This window comes from Pseudomonas sp. X10, from assembly GCF_054889225.1.
The window spans coordinates 889326-915000 of the sequence record NZ_CM142677.1; the positions used below are offsets into that span (position 1 = coordinate 889326).

Annotated in this window: 24 protein-coding genes (1 of these 24 running past the window's edge); 13 read left to right on the forward strand and 11 right to left on the reverse strand. The window is 62.5% G+C overall.

Features of this window, described 5'->3' with window-relative positions:
• Positions 1-26: 26 nt before the first annotated feature.
• The 7 genes from folK to dksA all read right to left on the reverse strand — a co-directional run bounded on the left by folK (position 27) and on the right by dksA (position 8884).
• Positions 27-506, reverse strand: coding sequence for a 2-amino-4-hydroxy-6-hydroxymethyldihydropteridine diphosphokinase (gene folK / locus ACYU03_RS04085; RefSeq protein WP_461888226.1), 480 nt, complete (start codon positions 504-506; stop codon positions 27-29).
• A 3-nt stretch (positions 507-509) separates the two neighbouring features.
• Positions 510-1895: a polynucleotide adenylyltransferase PcnB gene (locus tag ACYU03_RS04090; protein ID WP_461888227.1), complete on the reverse strand. Its 1386-nt coding sequence runs from the start codon at positions 1893-1895 to the stop codon at positions 510-512.
• Positions 1896-2713: 818 nt separating this feature from the next.
• Positions 2714-4150 carry a sigma-54-dependent transcriptional regulator gene (locus ACYU03_RS04095; protein WP_461888228.1) on the reverse strand — a complete coding sequence of 479 codons (1437 nt, stop codon included), beginning with the start codon at positions 4148-4150 and terminating at the stop codon, positions 2714-2716.
• Between the two features lie 4 nt (positions 4151-4154).
• Positions 4155-7130 (reverse strand): sensor histidine kinase, encoded by a 2976-nt coding sequence (locus ACYU03_RS04100; protein WP_461888229.1) that lies wholly within the window; start codon positions 7128-7130, stop codon positions 4155-4157.
• On the reverse strand, positions 7114-7290 hold the full coding sequence (locus ACYU03_RS04105) for a hypothetical protein (protein ID WP_003250005.1): 177 nt from the start codon (positions 7288-7290) through the stop codon (positions 7114-7116). Before ACYU03_RS04105 ends, ACYU03_RS04100 begins: the two co-directional genes overlap by 17 nt.
• Before the next feature lie 149 nt (positions 7291-7439).
• Complete coding sequence (gluQRS, locus tag ACYU03_RS04110; RefSeq protein ID WP_461888230.1) at positions 7440-8327, reverse strand: tRNA glutamyl-Q(34) synthetase GluQRS; 888 nt, start codon at positions 8325-8327, stop codon at positions 7440-7442.
• Between the two features lie 110 nt (positions 8328-8437).
• The gene (dksA, locus tag ACYU03_RS04115; protein WP_461888231.1) at positions 8438-8884 is read right to left on the reverse strand and encodes an RNA polymerase-binding protein DksA; all 447 of its coding nucleotides are present in this window, start codon (positions 8882-8884) and stop codon (positions 8438-8440) included.
• A 211-nt stretch (positions 8885-9095) separates the two neighbouring features.
• Between dksA and ACYU03_RS04120 the strand changes: the two genes are divergently transcribed.
• Together ACYU03_RS04120 and sfsA are read left to right on the forward strand one after the other, a co-directional pair.
• A complete protein-coding gene (locus tag ACYU03_RS04120; protein WP_461888232.1) occupies positions 9096-10268 on the forward strand; it encodes a pyridoxal phosphate-dependent aminotransferase in 1173 nt (390 codons plus the stop codon).
• The gene (gene sfsA / locus ACYU03_RS04125; RefSeq protein ID WP_461888233.1) at positions 10268-10981 is read left to right on the forward strand and encodes a DNA/RNA nuclease SfsA; all 714 of its coding nucleotides are present in this window, start codon (positions 10268-10270) and stop codon (positions 10979-10981) included. The genes ACYU03_RS04120 and sfsA overlap by 1 nt, the downstream gene beginning before the upstream one ends.
• Here sfsA and ACYU03_RS04130 read toward each other — a convergent pair.
• Positions 10971-11291 carry a Rieske (2Fe-2S) protein gene (locus tag ACYU03_RS04130; RefSeq protein ID WP_461888234.1) on the reverse strand — a complete coding sequence of 107 codons (321 nt, stop codon included), beginning with the start codon at positions 11289-11291 and terminating at the stop codon, positions 10971-10973. The two genes, sfsA and ACYU03_RS04130, sit on opposite strands and share 11 nt — an antisense overlap.
• A gap of 153 nt (positions 11292-11444) precedes the next feature.
• On the opposite strand from ACYU03_RS04130, the gene ACYU03_RS04135 reads away from it, so the two are divergent.
• The 4 genes from ACYU03_RS04135 to ACYU03_RS04150 are packed head-to-tail and all read left to right on the forward strand — an operon-like array spanning position 11445 to position 15040.
• The gene (locus tag ACYU03_RS04135; protein WP_461888236.1) at positions 11445-12326 is read left to right on the forward strand and encodes a heme/hemin ABC transporter substrate-binding protein; all 882 of its coding nucleotides are present in this window, start codon (positions 11445-11447) and stop codon (positions 12324-12326) included.
• A gap of 50 nt (positions 12327-12376) precedes the next feature.
• Entirely contained in the window at positions 12377-13360 is a 984-nt protein-coding gene (locus tag ACYU03_RS04140) for a FecCD family ABC transporter permease (RefSeq protein ID WP_461891383.1), read from the forward strand.
• Positions 13360-14127, forward strand: coding sequence for a heme ABC transporter ATP-binding protein (locus ACYU03_RS04145; protein WP_461888238.1), 768 nt, complete (start codon positions 13360-13362; stop codon positions 14125-14127). The genes ACYU03_RS04140 and ACYU03_RS04145 overlap by 1 nt, the downstream gene beginning before the upstream one ends.
• A 10-nt stretch (positions 14128-14137) precedes the next feature.
• Positions 14138-15040 (forward strand): ChaN family lipoprotein, encoded by a 903-nt coding sequence (locus ACYU03_RS04150; protein WP_461888240.1) that lies wholly within the window; start codon positions 14138-14140, stop codon positions 15038-15040.
• A gap of 178 nt (positions 15041-15218) precedes the next feature.
• Here the strand turns inward: ACYU03_RS04150 and ACYU03_RS04155 are convergent, their stop codons facing one another.
• The 3 genes from ACYU03_RS04155 to ACYU03_RS04165 all read right to left on the reverse strand — a co-directional run bounded on the left by ACYU03_RS04155 (position 15219) and on the right by ACYU03_RS04165 (position 17693).
• Positions 15219-15491 carry a TfoX/Sxy family protein gene (locus ACYU03_RS04155; protein WP_461888242.1) on the reverse strand — a complete coding sequence of 91 codons (273 nt, stop codon included), beginning with the start codon at positions 15489-15491 and terminating at the stop codon, positions 15219-15221.
• Between the two features lie 195 nt (positions 15492-15686).
• The gene (locus tag ACYU03_RS04160) at positions 15687-16031 is read right to left on the reverse strand and encodes a pentapeptide repeat-containing protein (protein WP_461888244.1); all 345 of its coding nucleotides are present in this window, start codon (positions 16029-16031) and stop codon (positions 15687-15689) included.
• A gap of 99 nt (positions 16032-16130) precedes the next feature.
• A complete protein-coding gene (locus tag ACYU03_RS04165; RefSeq protein WP_461888246.1) occupies positions 16131-17693 on the reverse strand; it encodes a bifunctional aminoglycoside phosphotransferase/ATP-binding protein in 1563 nt (520 codons plus the stop codon).
• A gap of 116 nt (positions 17694-17809) precedes the next feature.
• Here ACYU03_RS04165 and mrcB point away from each other — a divergent pair, with 116 nt between their 5' ends.
• From mrcB to pssA, 7 genes are all read left to right on the forward strand, one after another.
• Positions 17810-20131 carry a penicillin-binding protein 1B gene (mrcB, locus tag ACYU03_RS04170; RefSeq protein ID WP_461888247.1) on the forward strand — a complete coding sequence of 774 codons (2322 nt, stop codon included), beginning with the start codon at positions 17810-17812 and terminating at the stop codon, positions 20129-20131.
• An 18-nt stretch (positions 20132-20149) separates the two neighbouring features.
• Positions 20150-20911, forward strand: a complete 762-nt coding sequence (locus ACYU03_RS04175; protein WP_461888249.1) for a tetratricopeptide repeat protein — start codon at positions 20150-20152, stop codon at positions 20909-20911.
• On the forward strand, positions 20908-21240 hold the full coding sequence (locus ACYU03_RS04180; protein WP_461888251.1) for a YqcC family protein: 333 nt from the start codon (positions 20908-20910) through the stop codon (positions 21238-21240). The genes ACYU03_RS04175 and ACYU03_RS04180 overlap by 4 nt, the downstream gene beginning before the upstream one ends.
• Before the next feature lie 407 nt (positions 21241-21647).
• Entirely contained in the window at positions 21648-23372 is a 1725-nt protein-coding gene (locus ACYU03_RS04185; RefSeq protein WP_461888253.1) for an acetolactate synthase 3 large subunit, read from the forward strand.
• Between the two features lies 1 nt (position 23373).
• Complete coding sequence (gene ilvN / locus ACYU03_RS04190; RefSeq protein ID WP_116551972.1) at positions 23374-23865, forward strand: acetolactate synthase small subunit; 492 nt, start codon at positions 23374-23376, stop codon at positions 23863-23865.
• 53 nt (positions 23866-23918) lie between these two features.
• Positions 23919-24935, forward strand: a complete 1017-nt coding sequence (ilvC, locus tag ACYU03_RS04195; RefSeq protein ID WP_461888255.1) for a ketol-acid reductoisomerase — start codon at positions 23919-23921, stop codon at positions 24933-24935.
• A 148-nt stretch (positions 24936-25083) separates the two neighbouring features.
• Positions 25084-25675 carry the 5' portion of a CDP-diacylglycerol--serine O-phosphatidyltransferase gene (gene pssA / locus ACYU03_RS04200; protein WP_461888257.1) on the forward strand. 260 nt of this gene lie beyond the right edge of the window, so 592 of the gene's 852 nt are visible here — the first part of the coding sequence; it begins with the start codon at positions 25084-25086; the stop codon falls past the right edge of the window.

The following is a 25675-nucleotide window of genomic DNA, read 5'->3' on the forward strand; positions in this document are numbered from 1 at the left end:
CGTTACCGCCGTCTGGAACGCCCGGGCTACAAGCGTTCCAGACCAACAAACGGGCAGTCTGCCAGCAGTTGCGCGAGGCTGCGCTGGTCGGCCAGGCGGAAGTCCTCTGGCACCAGCTCGGCCAATGGGTAGAGGACGAAGGGGCGGGCCTGCATGTGGTAATGCGGGACCTTTAGCCGGGGAATGTCGATGACCTGGTCGCCATACAGCAGGATGTCCAGGTCGAGTGTGCGCGGGCCCCAGCGCTCCTTGCGCTCGCGGCCTTGGGCCGCCTCGATGGCCTGCAGGGCGTCGAGCAGGGCCAGCGGCTCCAGCGCGGTGTCCAGGGCGGCCACCGCGTTGGTGTAGCGCGGCTGGCCGGGGGACAGCGAGTCGCTGGCGTAGAAGGACGACACCCCCGCGAGGCGAGAGCCTTCGATCCTGTCGAGGGCGTGCAGAGCGCTGCGCAGTTGTTCAGCGGGCTCGGCCAGGTTGCTGCCCAGGCCGATATAGGCGCGGGTCGGCATGTTTCAGTCCCAGGCCTCGTCGCTGCGCTTGCGTTTGCTGCCACTGCGCTTACGTTTACGCGGGCCGGCGCCTGTGCCTTCATCGCGGCTGCCCAGCTCGCGAATCATGTCGCGGCGCTCGCTGTCGTTGGCTTCCTGGTAGTCGGTCCACCACTGGCCGAGGTCGTCGGTCTGCTCGCCTGCGCTTTCACGCAGCAGCAGGAAGTCGTAACCGGCACGGAAACGCGGGTTGTCCAGCAGTTGGTCGGCACGCTTGCCGCTGCGCCGTGGCAGGCGCTCCTGCATGTCCCAGATCTCGCGGATCGGCAGGGTGAAGCGCTTGGGGATCGCAATGCGTTGGCATTGCTCGGCGATGAGTCCATGGGCGGCTTCGTTCATGGCCGGAATCGGCGGCATGCCCAAGCCTTGCAGGCGCAGGATACGGCCGGGAAGGGCCGGCCAAAGCAGCGCTGCGAACAGGAAGGCTGGGGTGACCGGCTTACCCTGCTTGATCCGCAAGTCGGTGTTGATCAGCGCTTGGCTGATCAGCGTGTGGGTATAGGTTGGCTGTTCTTCCAGGGCTTCGGTGCTGGCCGGGAACAGCGGATCGAACAGTTGCAGGTCGACCAGCATCTCGAAGGTCACGGCCGCCTGGCCGGAGAGGAACAGCTTGAGGCTTTCCTCGAACAGGCGCGCGGCCGGAATTTCGCGCAGCATCGGCGCCAGCTCGCGGATCGGCTGCACCGTGTGCTTCTCGATGCCGAAGTCGAGCTTGGCAGCGAAGCGCACGGCACGCAGCATGCGCACTGGGTCTTCCTGGTAACGCTGGACAGGGTCGCCGATCAGGCGAATCAAGCGGTTGCGGATATCGTGGACGCCGTTTGCGAAGTCCAGGATGCGCTCACTGACCGGATCGTAGTACAGGGCGTTGATGGTGAAGTCGCGCCGTTGCGCGTCTTCTTCCAAGGTGCCGTATACGTTGTCACGCAGGATGCGCCCGCTTTCGTTGCGCGATGAGCGGTGGCTATCGACTTGCTCTTCTTCCGGGTGGTGGGCGCGGAAGGTGGCGACTTCGATGATTTCACGGCCGAAATGCACGTGAACCAGTTTGAAGCGGCGGCCGATGATCCGCGCGTTGCGGAATTCTGCGCGTATTTGCTCGGGGGTGGCGCTGGTGGCAACGTCGAAATCCTTGGGCGTGATGCCCAAGAGTTGGTCGCGCACGCAGCCACCTACCAGGTAGGCCTGGTAGCCGGCATTTTGCAGGCGCTCGACGATGCTCACCGCGTGGCGGCTGAACTGGCTGCGTTGCAGCGAGTGTTGAGCGCTGTTGATCACCTCAGGCGTGGTGCGCCTGTGGTGCTGGCCACGGATGGGAGGACGGAACGACTGGAACAGCTTCTTCAGCATGGGATGCACTGTTTGAAGGAATGTTCGGCCAAGAATAGGAGAATGGCCGCATGATGGGCGGGGATTCTAGCATTTACTCGGGGAATGGTGTAGGCGGTCGCGCCAGGGGCGGGAAACGGGGGAGAAACTACATGGGGAGCCGAAGCTCCCCAAGAAGTAGTTGCGTGCTCTTATTGTTTTTCTGCTGGGCTTCTTGTTTTTGTTGAGTGCCCTGTCCACAAAACCCGAAGCTTGTGGACGACTCCCAATCCGGGAGTGAAGAGCAAACGGATTGCTTTGGTCGCTGATGTTGAGTTGATCTGTCGATCCAACCAGTTCAGGCGCTGCTTTAGTGCAGTTTTTGTTGTTCTCTGCCTGGTTGTGGGGCAAGCCCAAACACAACTCCTCTCCAAAAGAATCAGTTAGCTGCGCCTCCGCCGTCTTGTTCTTATTGTGCGTGAGCCGATTCGTCTTGTTCTTGTTGTCTTTGCAGTGCTTGTTATTGTTCTTGTACTAGACATATAGCAGGTGCCGTGCCAACTTTTTCAAAACCCAGTAAATCAAGGGGTTGCGGGGGATTTTTGGCGAGCGGCGGGTCAGAAAAGGATGAATTTCGTTACCGTAAACCCCGGTTTCTGTTACGTCGATGGGGAGGTGGTAACAGATTTTTGCCGGATGGGGTGTTACCGGGCGGGGGAGGAGGTGCAGGGGGAAACTGGCTGAAGGTAACAGCGAGGGTGAAGCCCCCGCCTTACCCTCGTGCTCTCAGCGCACCCGCTCCGCAGGTACTGCGTCGGCCGTAAAACGGTCGTAACACAGCCTGCTTACCGGATGTGCGATCAGTTGTCGCTGGTGGCTCCGCTCTTGCGGCGTGGGATGCCCAGGCGCTGGCGGCGTTCCCATAGGCATTTGCGGCTGACACCGAGCTTGCGTGCCAGTTCGGTTTCGGTCATGTGGTCCTGGTGTTCGAGGACGAAGTGCTGGAAGTAGTCCTCCAGCGACAGGTCTTCGGTCGGCTCATGGCTGGCATTGTTGGCGCTGGTGGTGGCTGGCAGGTTGTCGAAGCCTTCTTCGTCTTCCAGGTCGCTCAGCTCGATGTCGATGCCCAGCAGGTCGGCGGAGATTTCTGGGCTCTCGCTGAGGATGACCGAGCGCTCGACAGCATTCTCCAGCTCACGCACGTTACCGGGCCACGGGTAATGGCGGATCGCTTGCTCGGCCTCGTGGGAGAAACGCAGGTCGTCGCGGCCGATGCGTGCGCTCTGTCGGGCGAGGAACGCAATGGCGATCTCGTTGACGTCGGCACCGCGCTCGCGCAGGGCGGGCAGCTTAAGGGCGATGACGTGCAAGCGGTAATAGAGGTCTTCGCGGAACTGCCCGGCCTTGGCCAGGCTCTTCAGGTCACGGTGGGTCGCGGCGATCAGGCGCACATCGACCTTTTGCGATTGCACCGAGCCGACTCGGCGGATTTCGCCTTCCTGCAGCACTCGCAGCAGGCGGGCCTGGGCTTCCAGTGGCAGCTCTCCGATCTCGTCGAGGAACAGCGTGCCGCCATCGGCCGCCTCGACCAGGCCGGCACGGCCGGCACTGGCCCCGGTGAATGCGCCTTTCTCGTGGCCGAAGAGTTCCGACTCGATCAGGGTTTCCGGAATGGCCGCGCAGTTCACCGAGATCATCGGGGCCTTGGCCCGGCGCGACAGGTTGTGCAGGGCTCGGGCGACCAGTTCCTTGCCAGTGCCGGACTCGCCCTGGATCAGTACATTGGAATCAGTGGGCGCGACCTTGCGGATCTTGCTGTAGAGATCCTGCATGGGGGGGCAGGAGCCGATGATGCCGATTTCGCCATTAGCGGCGGTGCTGGGGCCCTTGTCGGCGGCGGCAACCTTGCCATTGGCACGCGGCTCGGGCATGGCGGCCGGCGCGTTCTGGCGGTCACGCAGGATGCGGGCCACGGCCTGGAGCATCTCGTCGTGGTCGAAAGGCTTGGCGATGTAGTCCACCGCGCCCATCTTCATCGAGTCGACCGCCGAGCGCAGGCTGGCGTAGCTGGTCATGATCAGCACCGGAATGCCCTGGCCGAGCTTGATCAGCTCGGTGCCGGGTGCGCCGGGCAGGCGCAGGTCACTGACGATCAGGTCGAAGGTCGCAATGCTGAAGCGTTCCTGGGCTTCCTGCACCGAGCCGGCCTCGCTGACCTGGTACTGGTTCCGCTCGAGCAGGCGGCGCAAGGCCGAGCGGATGATGGTTTCGTCTTCGACGATCAGAATATGCGGCATTGATTCAATTCTCTCGACGGTCTCGATTTTCTGGGGACGTCGCTACGACATGCCGAGGCAAGGTCACGCGGATCCGGGTGCCAAGCTGGCGCTGGGTATCGGCCGGGCTGTCGATGGTGATTTGTCCATAATGCTCTTCCACGATGGAATAGACCAGAGCAAGCCCCAGTCCGGTGCCTTCGCCCGGGTCCTTGGTGGTGAAGAAAGGTTCGAACAGACGGTCCATGATGCTCTTCGGAATCCCGCTGCCTTCGTCCTCGACGATCAGGTCCACGGTATGTTCGCTGGTTTCGCTGCGCACACGCACGGCGCTGCCGGGCGGTGAGGCGTCACGGGCATTGGACAGCAGGTTGATGAGCACCTGGGCCAGGCGTTGCGGGTCGCCTTCGACCCAGTGGTCCGGGTCGCACAAGTTGAAGAACTGTACTTCGAAATTGCGCCGGTTCAACGCCAGCAGACCGATGGCATCCTGCGCGACTTCGGCCAGGCACACCGGCTCTTCGCTGTTCTGCTGGCTGCCACCGGCATGGGCGAAGCTCATCAGCGATTGCACGATGCGCGAGACGCGTTTGGTCTGCTCGATGATCTGGCTGCTCAGCTCAGTGATCTCGCCGTCGTCCTCGCGCTCCTCACGCAGGTTCTGCGCCAGGCAGGCAATGCCGGTGATCGGGTTACCGATCTCGTGGGCCACGCCGGCGGCCAGGCGGCCGATGCTGGCCAGGCGCTCGGAGTGCACCAGCTTGTCTTCCAGGGCCTGGGTCTCGGTCAGGTCCTCGACCAGCAGCACCAGGCCACTGTTGCCCGGTGCCAGGGGTTCGTCGATAGCCGCCTTGTGCAGGTTCAGCCAGCGGGTCTGTCCGTCCAGGCCCAGGCGCTGCTTGTGCAAGTGTTCGTAGGGCACATTGATGAAGCCAAGCAGCAGCCCACGCCAGGGTTCTGCGATGGTGACCAGGCGTGAACCGACCACGTGCTTGGCGGCGATGCCGGTCAGCTCCTCCATGGCTTTGTTCCACATCAGGATTTCCTGGTCCTTGGCCAGCGAGCACACGCCCATAGGCAATTCTTGCAAGGTCTGGCGGTGGTAGCGGCGCAAGGCATCGAGTTCGGCGGCCAAGCCGGTCAGGCGCGAGTGGTAGTCTTCCAGGCGGCTCTCGATGAAGTGAATGTCTTCGGTGACATAGTTCTCGTTGCCGGACTTGTAGGGCAGGAAGGTTTCGACCATGTCCTGGGCCACACTCGGTCCCATCAGCCCGGAGAGATTGGCCTCGATACGGTCGCGCAACCGGCGCAGGGCGTAGGGGCGACGCTCATCGAAGGGCAAGTAGAGGTCGCGCAGCGCCTGCTCGACTTCCTTCTGAGCGGCTTTGGCACCCAGCGGCTTGGCCAACTGGGTGGCGAACTCCTGCGGCGAGGCGGCATGCAGTTCACGGCGTTGCGGGCGGCGCACGTTGTCCACGGCACAGGCTTCGGCGGCGCTGACTTCTTCGCTGCTGGCGTTGGTGAACAGCGAGATCAGGGTGAACAACAGGACGTTGGCTGCCAGCGAGGCGATGGCCGCCATGTGCCAGCTGGTGTCGTCGAGCACGTAGATCATGTTCAGCAGCGGGATGTAGAAGCCCTGCAGGTCACCCACCAGGGGCATCAGCATGGTCACCATCCACACCAGCATGCCCGCCAGCAGGCCGGCGATGAAACCGCGCCGGTTGGCGGTCGGCCAATACAGCACCGAGAGCACGCCTGGCAAGAACTGCAAGGTGGCGACGAAAGCGACGATACCGAGGTTGGCCAGGCTCTGGTGGTAGTTCTGAGTCAGGTAGAACATGAAGCCGGCGGTAATGATGGCTACGATCAGGGCGCGGCGGGTCCACTTCAGCCAGCGGTAGATATTGCCTTCGGCCGGTGGCTGGTACAGCGGCAGCACCAGGTGGTTGAGGGCCATGCCTGACAATGCCAGGGTCGTGACGATGATCAGCCCGCTGGAGGCAGACAGCCCGCCGACATAGGCCAGCAGCGCCAGGGCCGGGTTGTTGGCGGCAATGCCCAGCCCCAGGGTGAAGTACTCCGGATTGGTACTGGCCCCCATGCGCAAGCCGGCCCAGAGGATCAAGGGCACGGCCAGGCTCATCAGCAGCAGGAACAGGGGCAGCCCCCAGCTGGCGCTGACCAGAGAGCGAGGGTTGAGGTTCTCGGTGAAGGCCATGTGGTACATGTGCGGCATGACGATGGCCGAGGCGAAGAACACCAGCAGCAGGGTACGCCAAGGTCCTTCCTGCAAGGGCGTGTGCAGGGCCGCCAGGGCGGTCTGGTTCTGCAGCAGCCAGACCTCCAATTGGTGCGGGCCGCCAAACACGCCATACAGGGCATACAGGCCAATGCCGCCGAGGGCCAGCAGTTTGATCACCGATTCGAAGGCGATGGCGAACACCAGGCCTTCGTGTTTCTCACGGGTGGCGATGTGTCGCGAACCGAAGAAAATGGTGAATAGGGTGATCAGCGCGCAGAAGGCCAGGGCCACCCGCGCCTTGACCGGCTCGCCGGTGAGGATGCTGATCGAGTCGGCCACCGCCTGGATTTGCAGGGCCAGCAGCGGCAGCACGCCGATCAGCATGAACACCGTGGTCAGGGCGCCGGCCCAGGTGCTGCGGAAGCGGAAGGCCAGCAGGTCGGCCAGCGACGAGAGCTGGTAGGTGCGGGTGATCTTGAGGATCGGGTAAAGCAGCACCGGGGCCAGCAGGAAGGCACCGGAAACCCCCAGGTAGCAGGCCAGGAAACCGTAGCCGTACTGGTAGGCCAGCCCTACCGAGCCGTAGAAGGCCCAGGCGCTGGCATAGACGCCTAGCGACAAGGTGTAGGTCAGCGGGTGGCGAATGATCGAACGCGGGATCAGACCGCGTTCGCTGATCCAAGCCACGCCGAACAGCACCAACAGGTAGGCGGCGCTGATCAGGATCATCTGGGTCAGGCTAAAGCTCATCGGCATCACGTTGGCTCTGCAGGATAAAGGTCACGACGATCAGGATCAGCCAGAGCAGGTAAGGGCGGTACCAGGCACCGGTTGGTTCGATCCACCAGTCCATGATGGCCGGGGAGAACAGGTAGATCCCCACGACCAGAAGCAGGACCAAACGATAGATATACATGCTGGCCTCGATGGTTAGGGCGCGCCTGGACTTATTATTGGCGCAAATGGGTGTGGCGAGGGTAACGCAAGCGCCACCGGCTGCATAAGGGCTTCGCTGGATTGGCCAAGGAATTGAATTTATTGGGCTTTCCGGGTGGCGGCAAGCCTTCAATGCAATTCGGCCTCCGCCAGGGTCGAGCTACGGGCGATGGCCTCGGGGCGCCATTGCTGGCGCGCCACGGCCAGTACCTGCCTGGGGCTGGCTCCTTCCAGTGCTGGGTCGGTGGCTTGGCCGAGGGCTCGCAGGGCCCGCAGCAACAGGGCTGTCGCCTGTCCGTCGGCCAGTGGCGGCGAGCGGTAGGACTTGCCCAGTTTGTGGCCGTCCGGTTGCACGATCAGGGGTACATGCAGGTAGCGCGGTTGTGGCAGGCCCAGTAGCTCCTGCAGGTACAGCTGGCGTGGGGTGTTGTCCAGCAGGTCGGCGCCGCGCACGATGTCGGTCACACCTTGCCAGGCGTCATCCAGCACCACCGCCAGTTGGTACGCGTACAGGCCGTCGCGTCGCTGTATGACGAAGTCGCCCACCTCACGGCCCAGGTGCTGTTCGAAGCGGCCCTGAACACGGTCGGTGAAGTGATAGCTGAGTTCCGGGACCCGCAGGCGGATCGCCGCGTCGGTGCGGTCATGGGCGGCATTGCGGCAGAAACCGGGGTAGATGCCGTTGTAGCCCTCCAACTGTTTGCGCGAGCAGGTGCAGGCGTAGGCCAGGCCTTGGCGGAACAGGCGCTCGACCACTTCGGCGTAGGCCTGGTGACGTTGGCTCTGGTAGACCACTTCGCAGTCCCATTCCAGCCCGTAGTGCTCCAGGGTCTGCAGGATGGCGTCACGCGCACCAGGCGCTTCCCGTGGCGGGTCGATGTCTTCCATGCGCAGCAACCAACGCCCACCCACCGCGCGGGCATCGAGCCAGGAGGCGAGGGCGGCGACCAGAGAGCCGAAATGCAGGAAGCCGCTGGGCGTGGGAGCGAAGCGGCCGACGTAGCTGGAGTCGTTCATGGGTTGCTGGAACTGTCGCTATAAATGAAACGGGGCGCTTCGAGCGCCCCGTTGGGATTTAGCCGCAAGCCGCGAGCTATAGGAATAGGCGGGCTTGAGTTGAGCGCGTGTCAGCCTTTGCCGACCTGCTTTTCCTTGATTTCCGCCAGGGTCTTGCAGTCGTAGCACAAGTCTGCGGTCGGACGGGCCTCCAGGCGACGGATGCCGATCTCCACGCCGCAGCTTTCGCACCAGCCGTATTCTTCGTCTTCGATCAGTTGCAGGGTCTTGTCGATTTTTTTGATCAGTTTGCGTTCGCGATCGCGGTTACGCAGTTCGAGCGCAAACTCTTCTTCCTGGCTGGCGCGATCGGCCGGATCAGGAAAGTTGGCTGCCTCATCCTTCATGTGGTCCACAGTCTTGTCCACACCTTCCATCAGCTCCTGCTTCCACTTCTGGAGCAGGTTGGTGAAGTGCTGACGCATGGGGGCGCCCATGTACTCCTCACCCTCGCTTTCTTTATAGGGGACGAAGCCGCGAACGAGTTGACTGCTTTGTTGCTTTTCTTGGGTGGACATGAATAGACCGCCTCTCACTCATCTGATCCATTACGCAGGCTGCTCCATCTCCGGCACCCGCCGGCCCTGCGTCTGCGAGCCGCCGAACTTACCAGATAGAACCGGGGTACGCTACCCCGCCTGTCTCAAGGGTTGACAGCTGCATATGCCACCCGTTCGCCGCCTCGCATGGGTAGAATCATCAGTTTAGACCCCAATTGAGAGAAGGCCCATGGCTCAGCCCTACAGTGCGCGCAGTCGCGCCATCGAACCTTTCCACGTCATGGCGTTGCTGGCGCGGGCCAACGAACTGCAAGTAGCCGGCCACGACGTGATCCACCTCGAGATCGGCGAACCGGACTTCACCACTGCCGCGCCGATCATCGAAGCTGGGCAAGCCGCCTTGGCCGATGGGCACACCCGCTACACCGCAGCCCGCGGTCTGCCTGCGTTGCGTGAGGCGATCGCAGGGTTCTATGGGCAACGCTATGGTGTCACCATCGACCCCGAACGCATTCTCATCACCCCCGGTGGCTCCGGCGCGCTGCTCCTGGCCAGCAGCCTGTTGGTCGACCCCGGCAAGCACTGGTTATTGGCCGACCCAGGCTATCCGTGCAACCGGCACTTCCTGCGCCTGGTCGAGGGGGGCGCGCAACTGGTGCCGGTGGGGCCAGACGTCAACTACCAGCTGACCGCCGACTTGGTGGACCGTTACTGGGACGAGGACACCGTCGGTGCGCTGGTGGCCTCGCCGGCCAACCCTACCGGCACCGTGCTCGACCGTGAGGCCCTCGCCAGCCTGTCCGGAGCGACCCAAGCGCGCCATGGCCACCTGGTGGTGGACGAGATCTACCACGGCCTGACCTATGGCATGGAGGCGCCCAGCGTGCTGGAGGTGGATGACCAGGCCTTCGTTCTGAATAGTTTTTCCAAGTATTTCGGCATGACCGGCTGGAGGCTTGGTTGGCTGGTGGCGCCTCCTGGCGCAGTGGCCGACCTGGAAAAGCTGGCGCAGAACCTCTACATCAGCGCGCCGAGCATGGCTCAGCACGCAGCCTTGGCCTGTTTCCAGCCTGCCACCCTGGCCATTCTCGAAGAGCGCCGGGCGGAATTTGCCCGGCGCCGCGACTTTCTTCTTCCGGCATTGCGCGAGCTGGGTTTCCACATCGCCGTGGAACCACAGGGCGCTTTTTACCTGTACGCAGATATCGGTGCCTTCGGCGGCGATGCTTTCGCCTTCTGCCGTCACTTCCTCGAAACCGAGCATGTGGCCTTCACCCCAGGCTTGGACTTCGGGCGCTACCAGGCTGGCCACCATGTGCGCTTCGCCTATACCCAGAGCCTGGAGCGCCTGGAAGAGGCGGTCCAGCGCATCGCCCGTGGACTTCGGAGCTGGCAAGGCTGATGGTGTTCTTTCCTGTACTCGAACAGGCGCGCTTGCTGCGCCGCTACAAACGCTTCCTGGCCGATATCGAGTTGGCCAATGGCGAGCAACTGACCATCCATTGCCCCAACACCGGCTCCATGCTCAATTGCATGCGTGAGGGTGGGCAGGTCTGGTTCAGCCGCTCCAATGATCCGAAGCGCAAGCTACCGGGCACCTGGGAGATCAGCGAGACGCCCCAGGGCCGCTTGGCCTGCGTCAACACTGGCCGGGCCAATGCTCTGGTCGAGGAGGCGTTGCGCGCTGGGCGTATCAGTGAGCTGGCCGGCTTTACCGCGCTCAAGCGCGAGGTGGCTTATGGCGAGGAGGGCAGCCGGGTGGATTTTCGTCTGGAGTTTGCCGACGGCCCGGCCTATGTCGAGGTCAAGAGCGTGACTCTGGGTTATCCGGGGACACCAGTGGCCGCCTTCCCTGATGCCGTCACCCAGCGTGGCGCCAAGCACCTGCGCGAGCTGGCGGCGCTGGCGCGCCAGGGCATACGCGCGGTACAGCTGTACTGCGTGAACCTGACTGGTATCGAGGCGGTGCGCCCAGCCAGCGAGATCGACTCGGCCTATGCTGACGCTTTGCGCGCTGCGGTGGCGGACGGCGTGGAAGTCTTGGCCTACGGTACCCATCTGGACGCCGAGCAGGTCTATATTGACCGGCCCTTGCCAGTCCTGCTCACGCCTTGAGCCAGATGCCTTGGTCGTCTTCGCGGCAGCCCGGGGCCTTCTTCAGGCATTCGCCTTCGCAAGGCCCGGCCACGCATTCGCCGGTCTCGATCAGGAACAGCGCCCCATGGTGGGCGCACTGGATCAGACTGGCGCTGTCGTCGAGGAAGCTGTCCGGCTCCCAGTTCAGGACGATGCCCCGGTGCGGGCAGCGGTTATGGTAGAGGTAGACCTGGCCTTGACGGCGCACACCGAACAATTGTTGCCCGGCAACGGTAAAGGCGCGGCTCTGGCCTTCGCCAAGTTCGCTGGAGGTACAGAGGAAGTGCATGCGAGGGGTTTGACTCGAGAGACCTAAGGATAGCTTGACGCTTCAATGCGAATAATTATCAAATTGCCTGCATTTGCTGCGTTCTGCTTATAGTGCGCAGTCCTGCCGTACACCACAAGGTGTGCGATCTGCCTTCTGCAAAGGAATCCGACGATGCGCCGCCCCACTGCCCTGATCGCCTTGTGCGCCGGTCTTGTCCTCGCCACCCAGGCCTGCGCCGCCGAACTGCCGCAACGCTGGGTCAGCGCCGGTGGCGCGTTGAGCGAATGGATCAGTGCCCTGGGCGGCGAGCAACGGCTGGTCGGCGTCGACACCACCAGCCAGCATCCGGAGTCCCTCAAGGCTTTGCCAAGCATCGGCTACCAGCGCCAGCTCTCGGCCGAAGGGGTGCTCAGCCTGCGTCCGGACGTACTGGTTGGCACTGAAGAAATGGGGCCGCCGCCGGTGTTGGCGCAGATTCGTGGTGCCGGGGTACGTGTCGAGTTGTTTTCCAGCAAGGCCGAGCTGGGCGCGGTCGATGACAACCTCAAGCACCTGGGGGATTTGCTCGGTGCCGAGGACAAAGCCGCTGCGCTGGCGACCGACTACCGCCAGCAGATCGATGCGCTGCAGGCCAAGCTCAAGCAGGCGCAAGCCAAGCAGGAGGCGCCAGGCGTGTTGTTGCTGGTCGGTCATGGTGGAGCCAAGCCGATGATCGCTGGCAAAGGCACGGCGGGCGACTGGCTGCTGCGCCAGGCGGGGGCGCGTAACCTGGCGGACAACCAGGGCTACAAGAACTTCTCGGTTGAGGCCCTGGCAGCACTGGACCCGGATGTGCTGGTGGTCTCCGATCGCAGCCTCGATGGCGAGAAGGCTTTGCAGGCGTTGCTCAAGGAGAATCCGGCGCTGGCCGCTTCCCGTGCGGTGCGAGACAAGCGCCTGGTCTCTCTCGACCCGACCTTGTTGGTCGGTGGGCTGGGCCCGCGTCTGCCGGGAGTCTTGCATGAGCTGGCACGCGCCTTCTACCCTTCGGCCCAGGCCAATCTCGCTCCATGAAGCGTCGGGTATTGCCGCGCACGCTCTTCATCTCCCTGACTTTGCTGTGTCTGTTGGCGGTCTGGCTGTCCCTGGCCCTGGGGCCTGTCAGCCTGCCGCTTATCGATACCCTGCGCGCTGGCCTGCGGCTGATCGGCCTGCCGATTGCCGCTGATGGCCTGGAGCAGGCCGAGCTGATCCTTGGCCAGATCCGCCTGCCGCGTACCCTGCTCGGGCTGGCGGTTGGCGCCGTGCTGGCGCTTTCCGGGGTGGCCATGCAGGGCCTGTTTCGCAATCCGTTGGCCGACCCTGGGCTGGTCGGGGTTGCCAGTGGCGCAGCCTTGGGCGCCGCCGTGGCGATCGTCGGTGGCAGTTGGCTGGGCGGTATCCCGGAGTGGATAGCTCCTTACCTGCTGTCGCTTTGCGCCTTTATCGGTGGGCTTGGCGTGACGGCGTTGGTCTACCGGCTTGGGCGCCGCGACGGCCAGACCAGTGTCGCTACCATGCTCCTGGCCGGTATCGCCCTGACAGCGTTGGCTGGTTCGGCGGTGGGCTTGTTCACTTACCTGGCCGATGACGCGACCCTGCGCACCCTGACGTTCTGGAACCTGGGCAGCCTCAACGGGGCGAGCTACGACCGCCTGTGGCCACTGCTGCTGGTGGCGCTGGCCGTGGCTTTGTGGCTGCCACGGCGAGCCCAGGCGCTCAATGCGCTGTTGTTGGGGGAGTCGGAAGCGCGTCACCTGGGGATCGAGGTCGAGGCGCTCAAGCGCGAGCTGGTGTTCTGCACAGCCCTTGGCGTGGGGGCTGCGGTAGCGGCGGCAGGGCTGATCGGTTTTATCGGGTTGGTGGTGCCGCATCTGGTGCGGCTGTTGTCCGGGCCGGATCATCGTGTGCTCTTGCCGGCATCACTGCTGGCCGGTGGAGCGCTGCTGCTGTTCGCCGATCTGGTGGCGCGCTTGGCCCTGGCCCCGGCGGAATTGCCGATCGGCATTGTCACTGCGTTCATTGGTGCGCCGTTCTTTCTCTTTCTGCTGGTGCGGGGGCGCAACTGATGTTGGAGGTCGAACACCTGCACTTGCGTCGTGGTTCCACCGCTGTGTTGCACGATATCAGCCTAACGCTGGCGCCTGGGCAGGTCCTGGGTGTCTTGGGTCCCAACGGTGCAGGCAAGAGCAGCCTGCTAGGTGCCTTGTGCGGTGAGCTGGCCCCGAGCCAGGGACAGGTGCGCTTGCTGGGGCGCGAACTGATGGAGTGGAGCGGCCAGGAGCGGGCGCGGCGGCTGGCAGTGCTGCCTCAGGTGTCGAGCCTGGGGTTCGCCTTCCGCGTAGAGGAAGTGGTCGGCCTAGGACGTCTGCCTCATGCCAGCGGCCAGGCGCGTGATCAGGAAATCATCGAAACCGCCTTGCGCGCGGCCGACGCCTGGCATTTGGTCGGCCGCAGCTACCTGGCCTTGTCTGGCGGCGAGCGCCAGAGGGTGCACCTGGCCCGGGTACTGGCACAACTCTGGCCGGGGGAGGAGGGGGCTACGCTGTTGCTGGATGAGCCGACTTCCATGCTCGACCCGTTGCACCAGCACACCACCTTGCAGGCCGTGCGCAGCTTCGCCGACCATGGAGCGGCGGTGCTGGTGATCCTGCATGATCTGAACCTGGCCGCCCGTTATTGTGACCGCATCCTCTTGCTGGAGCAGGGGCGCTGCCATGCGTTGGATACGCCGCAGCAGGTCTTGCGTCCCGAGGCACTCAAAGCAGTGTTCGGTATAGAGGTCCTGGTACAGCCGCACCCTGAACGTGGCCATCCGCTGATCATCACCCGTTAGGAGGCTCTCCATGCGCCACTCCTTGTTGTCCAGCCTGTTGCTGTGCCTGGCTTGCGGGCTGGTCGGCTGCCAGGCACCACAGGCCAGACTGCCGGTATTGCCAGACTGGCAAGGCAGTGAAGGCCGCAACAGTGCCGACCTCGGGCAGATCCGTGACCTGGCCAGCGGGCAGTCGTTGACCCCTGAGCAATTGCTGCGGCAGTTGGCGGCGGCGCCGCGGGTGCTGGTCGGTGAAAAGCATGACAACCCGGATCACCACGCCTTGCAGCTCTGGCTGTTGCGTGCGTTGGAGCGTCAACGTCCACAGGGTAGCCTGCTGCTGGAGATGCTCCAGCCTGAGCAGCAGGAGCGTGTGGACGCGCTCAAGGAGCAGGAGCAACTTCCCGAGGACCTGCCCAAGGCGCTGGACTGGCAGGATGGATGGGACTGGAGCCTGTACGGGCCGATCGTCGAGGAAGCCCTGCGCCGTCCTTATCCACTGCTGGCGGCCAATCTTTCGCCTGCCCAAATGCGCCAGGTGTATCGCCAGCCTCCCGTCCTGAGCGGTGCGCAGTCGACGGCGGCGAAGGTGCAGGCGGCATTGCTCCAGTACGTCCGCGACGGTCATTGTGGGCTTTTGCCTGAAAGCCAGATGCCGGCCATGCTTGCCGTGCAACAGCAGCGCGACCGGCGCATTGCCGAACGTGTACTGGAGGCGCCGCAACCGGCTCTACTGTTCGCTGGGGGCTATCATGTACGCAAGGACCTAGGGGTACCGCTGCACCTGGCTGACCTGGGCGCGACCGGCGAAACCCGGGTGTTGATGTTGGCTGAGGTAGGGCAGCGGGTGGCACCGGGCATGGCCGACTATGTCTGGTATACCCCTGGACTGCCGGAGCAGGACTACTGTGCCGCGCTGCGCAAGGCTCACTGAACCGCGGGCAAAAAAAGACCCGGCAAAGTGCCGGGTCAATAACCGTGATTAGCCTGATGAGGAGATAATCTGAGAGTCCGAACCAGGGGCTTTCAGTTTATCCAACCAGTCTCGCGACCAGTTGTGATAATCATAACGATTCTCATTTCGAAGTCAATCACTTCTCCTCATTTATTTTTTACTTTTTCGTGGATGGGGTTTTGGCGTCCAGTTGTTGGTTCAGCGCTTGCTTGCGCTCAGCCGGCAGATCGTTCCAGTGCATATCGAGCAGGGCGCCTTCGATGGCATACAACAGCACCTTCGAAGCCCGGAATCCCCGCGTCTTCACCGCCTGATAGGCACCGACCGCGCCGAGGCGACGAAGGTCCGATGCACTGTGGATACCGGCGGCGTGCAACCATTGCGCAGAAGTCTTGCCAAGATTTTTCAGGTGCTGCAATTCATCGTTCATCAAGCCTCCTTGCGATGGCTGAACGGGTCGTTGGAGTAAATCGCGAGCAGGACAAAAAGGAGTGTAGCGGGGGTTGGGAAATACGCGGCTTTTTGCCATCGGCAGGCCGACAGGTTGTTCCGGGGAGCAGAGCTGCCCAGGGGCAAGTGGAGGCAATCGCCAGTCAGCCAGGGGCAGCCGCGGACAATTGGGCGCTCAGCGTGCCGGGGAGCGCAGGCGCGTACCGAAATTGACCGACATGAGGATCTCGTCCGCGCTCAGGTCGGCGGGGAAGTAGGTCCCGGAGATTTGCGCGTGGGCCAGGCTCGCTCCCTCCAAGCTGTTTTCCCTCAGGTCTAGGCCTCGCAGGTCGGCAGCACGGAAGTAGGCATCGGTGAAGTCGATACCGGTGGTATCCAGTTCACGCAGATCCAGGCCACGGAAATCACCTCCTCGAAAGTCGATGGGCCCATCCTTGGGCTTTTCGCGGTTGAAGGCGGCGATCTGTTCTTCGTGCACGAGGGCGTATAGGGCGTTGTCCAGTTGCCGTGGCTGGTTCATGGCGGCGCCTCCTTGTCGGTGATATTGATATTGTAGTGCTATCACTTGGGGGCGCCGGACTTCAGGCGGGAAGTGTCGACTCCTTCACGCCTTGAGTGCTTACAGGCCCGGCAGGCGCTGGCGGATCTGCTTGATCAGCAGGTCGAGGCTGCCGCTTTCATTGGTTTGCACGCGCTTGCTCTGCAGCACTTCCTGCTCGTCCAGTGGATCGCGGCTGCTTTGCTGGGCCTGCACGACCTCTAGGGTCGCATCGGACGGGTCGCTGCGGTCCGCCTGGCGCTGCGCCAGCCAGCTGGCGATGACCGCGTCTGGCGCATTGCAGTCCAGGATCAGGAAGGGTACGCCGGTTTCGCTGGCCACTTCGGCTGCGGCCTGGCGTTGCTCGCGCTTGAGGTAGGTGGCGTCCAGTACCACGGGAAAACCGGCCCGCAGGATGATCGCTGCCAGCTCGTGTAGGCGCTGGTAGGTGGCTTGGCTCGAGTCCTGGTCGTAGATGCCGGCCTGCAACTGGCCGGCGCTTTCTTGCTGCTGTTCGCCGAACAGGCGCTTGCGTTCCACATCCGAACGCACGCGGACCGCTCCCAGTGCCTCGACCAAGCGCATGGCGACATGGCTTTTGCCGACCGCCGAGACCCCATGGGTGATAGCCAGCAGGCGAGATGGGATGGCGCTGTAGCTTTCCGCCAGGTTGGCATAGTTGCGGTAGGTGCGCAGGGTGGTGGCGCGCTGCACACCATCGGCGTTGGCCGGCATGCTGAACAGCGCCACCTTGGCACGCACCAGGGCCCGGTAGGCCTTGTAGAAGTTCAGTAGTTCCAGCCCTTCGTAATCGCCGGTCAGCTCCAGGTACTGACTGATGAAGCGCCGCGCCAGGCATTTCAGGCCACGGTCTTCCAGGTCCATGGCCAGGAAGGCGGTATCGGCGTAGACATCGGTGAGGCGAAACGGCTCGTTGAACTCGATGCAGTCGAAAATCACCACCTTGCCGTCGATCAGCGTGGCGTTGCCCAGGTGGATATCGCCATGGCATTCGCGAATGAAACCGTTGGCCTTGCGAGCCTCGAGTAGGCCATGCAAGCGGTCGAAGCTGCTACGGGCCCAGGCCTGCAGGGCATCCAGCTGTTCCAGGTCGGCCTTGTCGCTGAGGAACGGGCGGATCTGCTCGAAGTTCTGCTCCACCGGCGCCATGACGCTGTCTGGCGTGCCCAGGGGATGATCGACCGCCACCTTGGGGGCCCGCAGGTGGAACTCGGCGATCTGCCGGGCCATCTGGTCGATATGATCGGCGGTCAGTTCACCGTTGGCCTGCAAGGTATTGAGCATTTGGCCCTGTGGGAATTGGCGCATTTTCAGCGCGTACTCGATCACTTCGCCCTCACCGCCCAGGCGCGGGGCCTCGATGCTACCGGTGATCGGCAACACTTCCAGATACAGACCGTCCGTCAGACGCTGGTTCAGGCGTAGCTCTTCCCGGCAGAAATGCCCGCGCTGGCTCAGTTCGGTGAAGTCGAGGAAGCCGAAGTTCATGGGCTTCTTAATCTTGTAGGCGTACTCGCCTGTGAGCAGCACCCAGGATATATGTGTCTCGATGAGCTGGAAGCTTTCGACCGGGTGAGGGTAGAGAGCTGGATTCTGTAGCGCGTTGATCAAGGCTTGGCTCACGGGCGATCCTTTTGGGTCCGGGAATTCGAAAGCGCCATTATGGTCAATGGTGCCGTCCCTGCAAACCGCCGGAGGGCGCCTGCCCAGGCTTTATAAAGTGCGTATAATCCGCCGCCATGACTCGTACCCGAACTTCCCGTACCCCGAAAAAACGCCCGACCGGCCGCTCCCGCGCCTGGCTGGGCTGGGCTTTCAAGCTCAGCCTGGTTGGCTTGGTGGTGCTCGCCGGCTTCGCGATCTACCTCGATGCTGTCGTCCAGGAAAAGTTTTCTGGCAAGCGCTGGACCATCCCGGCCAAGGTGTATGCCCGGCCGCTGGAGCTGTTCGTCGGCCAAAAGCTGAGCCGGAACGACTTCCTCATTGAGCTCGATGCCCTCGGCTATCGCCGTGAAAGCGTGGCCAACGGCCCAGGCGCGGCGTCGGTCAATGGCAACACCGTCGAGCTGAACACCCGTGGCTTCCAGTTCTATGAAGGCATGGAGCCGGCACAGGCAGTGCGCGTGCGCTTCTCTGGCGACTATGTGGCAGGCCTCAGTGGCGCCAATGGCAGCAAGCTGGACGTGGTGCGCCTGGAGCCGCTGCTGATCGGCGGCATCTATCCCAAGAACCTCGAAGACCGCATCCTGATCAAGATCGACCAGGTGCCGCCGTATCTGCTGGAAACCCTGGTGGCGGTGGAAGACCGCGACTTCTATCACCACTTCGGTGTCTCACCCAAGTCCATTGCCCGGGCCGTTTGGGTCAACACCTCGTCGGGTGCCATGCGCCAGGGCGGCAGTACCCTGACCCAGCAGTTGGTGAAGAACTTCTACCTGACCAACGAGCGCAGCCTCAACCGCAAGCTCACCGAAGCGATGATGGCGGTGCTGCTGGAAATGCACTACGACAAGCGTGAGATCCTCGAGGCGTACCTCAACGAGGTGTTCGTCGGCCAGGATGGCCAGCGTGCGGTGCATGGTTTCGGCCTGGCCAGCCAGTTCTTCTTCAGCCAACCGCTGTCGGAACTCAAGCTGCACCAGGTGGCCTTGCTGGTCGGTATGGTCAAGGGCCCGTCCTACTACAACCCTCGGCGTTACCCCGAGCGCGCCCTGAGCCGCCGCAACCTGGTGCTTGACCTGCTCGCCGAACAGGGGGTAGCCAGCAAGGAAGTGGTCGAGGCGGCGAAGAAAATGCCGTTGGGCGTCACCAAGCGCGGCAGCCTGGCCGACAGCTCCTATCCGGGCTTCCTCGACTTGGTCAAGCGGCAACTGCGCCAGGATTACCGCGACGAAGACTTGACTGAAGAGGGCCTGCGCATCTTCACCAGTTTCGACCCGATCCTGCAGATGAAGTCGGAAGCAGCCATGAGCGAGACCTTCAAGCGTCTGTCCGGACGCGCGGGGGCCGACCAAGTCGAGGCGGCGATGGTGGTGACCAACCCTGAAACCGGTGAAGTCCAGGCTTTGATCGGCAGCCGTCAGGCAGGTTTTGCCGGCTTCAACCGGGCCATCGATGCCTCGCGGCCGATTGGCTCGCTGGTCAAGCCGGCGGTCTACCTGACCGCCCTGGAGAAACCGAGCAAGTACACCCTGACCAGTTGGGTCCAGGACGAGCCGTTCTCGGTCAAGGGTGCCAACGGCCAGGTCTGGCGGCCACAGAACTACGACCGCCGCCCCCACGGCACCATCTACCTGTACCAGGGGCTGGCGAACTCCTACAACCTGTCCACCGCTAAGATCGGCCTGGAGGTGGGCGTGCCTAGCGTGATCAAGACCATCGGCCGCTTGGGCGTGGACGTCGACTGGCCGGCATTCCCCTCGATGCTGCTTGGCGCAGGCGGCATGTCGCCGATGCAGGTCGCGACCATGTACCAGACCTTGGCCAATGGTGGCTTCAACACGCCGATGCGCGGTATCCGCAGCGTATTGACCGCCGAAGGCGAGCCGCTCAAGCGTTATCCGTTCCAGATCCAGCAGACCTTCGACCCGGGGGCCATCTATCTGGTGCAGAACGCCATGCAGCGGGTCATGCGTGAGGGCACCGGGCGTTCGGTTTACAGTGTACTGCCGAGGTCGCTGAGCCTTGCGGGCAAGACCGGCACCAGCAACGACTCGCGCGACAGCTGGTTCGCCGGCTTCAGCCAGGATCTGCTGGCGGTGGTCTGGCTGGGCCGTGACGACAACGGCAAGACGCCATTCACCGGTGCAACCGGGGCGCTGCAGGTTTGGACCAGTTTCATGCGCAAGGCCGACCCCCTGCCGCTGGACATGCCGCAGCCGGATAACGTGGTGCAGGCCTGGATCGATCCTTACACCGGCCAGGGCTCCGACGCCAGCTGTCCTGGTGTGGTGCAGATGCCGTATATTCGGGGGAGCGAGCCGCCTGCCGGCGCCGCCTGTGGCGGTGAATCGAACCCGGCCGAGTCGGTCATGGACTGGGTCAAGGGCTGGATGAATTAACCAGCCAGGCCACTAACGATGCAGAAGAGGTGTGAAGTGAACAAGTGGTGGTTTCCTGCATTGACGGCGCTGGCCTTGCTCAACGGCTGCGCCAGTGTCCCGAGTGGCTCCATCCCGGTCGTGGATTCGAGCACCCGGGTTTCCAACGGTGAGCGCGTGGCGGCCAATCGCACGACGGGCTATCCGGCCAGCAGCGGGGCCAGCCAGGCACAATCGGTGCCCCAGGACTCGGGAGTGACCGTGATGATTCCGCAGGGTGCGGGCTCGTCGCCGATCCAGACCTTCCCGGCCTCGACCGGGGCCGCTCCGATCAGCACCGGGCCGATCACGCCGGGGGCGAGCGACTCCGAGCCGTTCGACATCGCCTCGATCAACAGTGCCCCCAGTGTTCCCAGCGCGCCGACAGGTATTCCGCGCAGCAACGTGAGCAGCGGCGGCCTGTCGGCTGACGAACAGCTCGATGGCCCTGTGCTGGCGCTGTTGACCACCGCCCAGCAGCAACAGGGCAGTGGTGACTACAACGGTGCGTCCTCAAGCCTCGAGCGCGCCCAGCGCATTGCCCCGCGCGAGCCGCAGGTGCTCTATCGTCTTGCCCAGGTGCGCCTGGCCCAGGGCGATGCAGCGCAATCCGAGCAACTGGCACGGCGAGCCCTGACTTATGCCAATGGTCGTCCCGACCTGCAAGCCGGGCTGTGGAACATCATCGCCCAGGCCCGTGAGAAGCAAGGCGATAGCGCTGGCGCTGCGCTGGCCCGCCAGAAAGCCCAGGTCAACCTGTGATGGAGCAACGCATTCTCGACATCGCCGACCACCTGCTACTGATCGAGCGTGAGCTGCACGTCCAGGGCTGGTGGGACGATGAAGCGCCCAGTGCCGAGGCGCTGGCCAGCGTGGTGCCTTTCGCGGTCGATTCGATGAGCTTCGAGCAATGGCTGCAGTGGATCTTCCTGCCACGCATGAAGCACATCCTGGAAAACGGCCTGGCGTTGCCCAACGCCTCCGGCATCCTGGTCATGGCCGAAACGGTGTATGTCGACCGCCCGGAAGAAAGCCGCGAGCTCAGAAGGCTGCTGGCAGAATTCGATCAATTGATCAGCCCATCCGCCTGATTTCTCCTAATTTTCCTGTCTGGGCCGCAGTTTGTGGCCCTTTTTCTCGGAAATCTTTGTTTTTCTGCTGCGGCTATGGCTTTTCGTGGTGGCTGGGAAACGTCCTGGCTGAAAATTGGCAATAATTTTTCTTGACTTGCGGGCGCCGAATCAGAAGAATCCAGTTTCCGCTGTAGGGGGACTGCCAGAAGCAGACCCGCTAAGCAGATCATGAGGCGCACACCCGCGCCGACCTGTTACACCCCGCAACGCGTTACCTCGCGCTGGGTGGGAAGACCCCGCAACACTCTGGGGCGCTCCCAATACTTGCTCAGTCAGTGCTGACGTTCGCTCATGCTCTGCTTGGCAGTAAACCTATTAAGACCCGCCCGCGTGGGCGGTATTCTGGCGTTTTAGAGGTGAACAACGTGGAGCTTTTATCTGGCGCTGAGATGGTCGTCCGCTTTTTGCGTGACGAAGGCGTTAAGCACATCTACGGGTACCCTGGTGGTGCTCTCCTTCATGTTTACGACGCCCTGTTCAAGGAACCGGAAGTCAACCACATCCTGGTTCGTCACGAGCAGGCTGCTACCCATATGGCGGACGGCTACGCCCGCGCCACCGGCAAGGCCGGTGTGGTGTTGGTGACCTCCGGCCCGGGTGCGACCAATGCCATTACCGGCATTGCCACTGCCTACATGGACTCCATCCCGATGGTCATCCTGTCCGGCCAGGTGCCTAGCACCATGGTGGGTACCGATGCCTTCCAGGAAACTGACATGATCGGTATTTCCCGGCCGATCGTGAAGCACAGCTTCATGATCAAGCACGCCTCGGAAATCCCGGAAACTCTGAAAAAGGCCTTCTACCTGGCGCAGTCCGGCCGTCCCGGCCCGGTCGTGGTCGATATCCCTAAGGACATGACCAACCCGGCCGAGAAGTTCGAATACGTCTATCCGAAGAAGGTCAAACTGCGCTCCTACAGCCCTGCTGTTCGTGGCCACTCCGGCCAGATTCGCAAGGCGGCCGAGATGCTCCTGGCGGCCAAGCGTCCTGTCGTCTACTCCGGTGGCGGCGTGATCCTCGGCGGCGGCTCGCAGGCCCTCACCGAAATCGCTCAGTTGCTCAACCTGCCCGTCACCAACACCCTCATGGGGCTGGGGGGCTATCCGGGTACCGACCGCCAGTTCCTCGGTATGCTCGGCATGCACGGTAGCTACACCGCCAACATGGCCATGCACCATGCCGATGTGATCTTCGCCGTTGGCGCACGTTTCGATGATCGCGTGGTCAATGGCCCGGCGAAGTTCTGCCCGAACGCCAAGATCATCCACATCGACATCGACCCAGCGTCGATTTCCAAGATGATCAAGGCCGACGTACCTATCGTAGGTCCTGTCGAAAGCGTCCTCAGCGAAATGCTCGGCATTCTTCGTGAAATCGGCGAGCAGCCTGACAAAGGCGCTCTGGATGCTTGGTGGAAGCAGATCGAAGAGTGGCGCGGCGACCGCGACCTGTTCCCTTACAACAAGGGCGACGGCAGCGTAATCAAGCCACAGACCGTGATCGAGACCCTCTGTGAAGTGACCCACGGCGATGCCTTCGTCACCTCCGACGTAGGCCAGCATCAGATGTTCGCGGCGCAGTACTACCGCTTCAACAAACCCAACCGCTGGATCAACTCCGGTGGCCTGGGCACCATGGGCTTCGGTTTCCCGGCGGCCATGGGCATCAAGCTCAACTTCCCCGACCAGGACGTGGCCTGCGTTACCGGTGAAGGCAGTATCCAGATGAACATTCAGGAGCTGTCCACCTGTCTGCAGTACGGCCTGCCGGTGAAGATCGTCAACCTGAACAATGGGGTATTGGGCATGGTCCGCCAATGGCAGGATATGTCCTACAACAGCCGTCACTCGCACTCGTACATGGAGTCGCTGCCGGACTTCGTCAAGCTGGCCGAGGCCTATGGTCATGTGGGGATCCGCATCACCAGCCTGAAGGACCTCAAGCCGAAACTGGAAGAGGCCTTCGCCATGAAGGACCGCCTGGTGTTTATCGACATCCAGGTCGACAACAGCGAGCACGTCTATCCGATGCAGATCAAGGACGGCTCGATGCGCGACATGTGGCTGAGCAAGACGGAGCGTACCTAATATGCGGCACATTATTTCCCTGCTGTTGGAAAACGAACCAGGTGCCTTGTCTCGTGTGGTCGGCCTGTTCTCTCAGCGCAACTACAACATCGAGAGCCTGACTGTCGCTCCAACCGAAGACCCGACCTTATCGCGTCTGACCCTGACGACTGTCGGTCACGATGAGGTGATCGAGCAGATCACCAAGAACCTGAACAAGCTGGTCGAAGTGGTCAAGCTGGTCGACCTGTCGGAAAGTGCCCATATCGAACGCGAGCTGATGCTGGTCAAGGTCAAGGCCACCGGTGCCCAGCGCGCCGAGATCAAGCGCACCACCGACATCTACCGTGGCCAGATCGTCGATGTCAGCAGCAGTGTGTACACCGTGCAATTGACTGGCACTAGTGACAAGCTGGACAGCTTCATCCAGGCCATCGGTACCGCATCGATTCTCGAAACCGTGCGCAGTGGAGTCACCGGCATCGCCCGTGGCGACAAAGTGCTCAGTATCTAACTTCAAAAATTAGCGATGGCTCCACTGGGGCCGAGATATAACAGGGGTATTTCATGAAAGTTTATTACGACAAAGACTGCGACCTTTCCATCATCCAGGGCAAGAAAGTCGCCATCATCGGTTACGGCTCCCAAGGCCACGCCCAGGCGTGCAACCTGAAGGACTCCGGTGTGGACGTCACTGTCGGTCTGCGTAAAGGTTCGGCCACCGTCGCCAAGGCTGAAGCCCATGGTCTGAACGTGACCGACGTGGCTTCCGCTGTTGCCGCCGCCGACCTGGTCATGATCCTGACCCCAGACGAATTCCAGGGCCGCCTGTACAAGGACGAAGTCGAGCCGAACTTGAAGAAGGGCGCTACTCTGGCCTTCTCCCACGGCTTCTCGATCCACTACAACCAGGTCGTGCCGCGTGGCGACCTCGACGTGATCATGATCGCGCCGAAGGCCCCGGGCCACACCGTACGTTCCGAGTTCGTCAAGGGCGGTGGTATCCCTGACTTGATCGCGGTCTACCAGGACGCTTCCGGCAACGCCAAGAATGTTGCCCTGTCCTACGCCGCTGGCGTGGGTGGCGGTCGCACCGGCATCATCGAAACCACTTTCAAGGATGAGACCGAAACCGACCTGTTCGGTGAGCAGGCTGTTCTGTGCGGTGGTACCGTCGAGCTGGTCAAGGCTGGCTTCGAAACCCTGGTCGAAGCCGGTTACGCGCCGGAAATGGCCTATTTCGAGTGCCTGCACGAACTGAAGCTGATCGTCGACCTCATGTACGAAGGCGGTATCGCCAACATGAACTACTCGATCTCCAACAACGCCGAGTACGGTGAGTACGTGACTGGTCCTGAGGTCATCAACGCCGAGTCCCGCCAGGCCATGCGCAACGCTCTGAAGCGCATCCAGGACGGCGAATACGCGAAGATGTTCATCTCCGAAGGTGCCACCGGCTACCCTTCGATGACCGCCAAGCGCCGCAACAACGCTGCCCACGGCATCGAAATCATCGGCGAGCAACTGCGTTCGATGATGCCTTGGATCTCGGCGAACAAAATCGTCGACAAGACCAAGAACTGATCTTGTCTTGATGCGATGAAAACGCGGCTTCGGCCGCGTTTTTTCGTTTAGGCGGTCAGCTTCTGGTATAAAGCCATCAAAGGTTTGCCGCGCGGACCCGTGCCGCAAGCCCCTGTCGAACACTTTCCACCGTTGCAAGGTAATGTCCATGAGCGAACGTCCCGAAGAGCCGAACAAGCCCTCCGACGCCGAAAGCCTGCTACCTATAGATGAGCATGTTGAAGAAGGGCATGACGCCGAAGGGCGTAAGGTTCGACATCGCGGCATCTATTTGTTGCCTAACCTGTTCACCACTGCCAACTTGTTTGCCGGTTTCTACTCGATCATCAGTTCCATCAGCGCCCAGAGCGCCATGAGCGCCGGTGATCCTCGCGAGGCGAGCAAATACTTCGCCTTCGCCGCCATCGCCATTTTCGTTGCGATGGTCCTCGACAGCTTGGATGGCCGTGTGGCACGTATGACCAATACCCAGAGCGCTTTCGGTGCCGAGTACGACTCGTTGTCGGACATGGTTGCCTTTGGCGTGGCCCCGGCGTTGCTGGCCTTTGGCTGGGCGCTCGGAGACATGGGCAAGGTCGGCTGGATGGTCGCATTCATCTATGTGGCTGGCGCGGCCTTGCGTCTGGCACGCTTCAACACCCAGGTCGGTACTGCCGACAAGCGCTATTTCATCGGTCTGGCCAGCCCGGCAGCTGCCGGGGTGGTGGCGGGTACCGTCTGGGCATTCAGCGACTATGGTA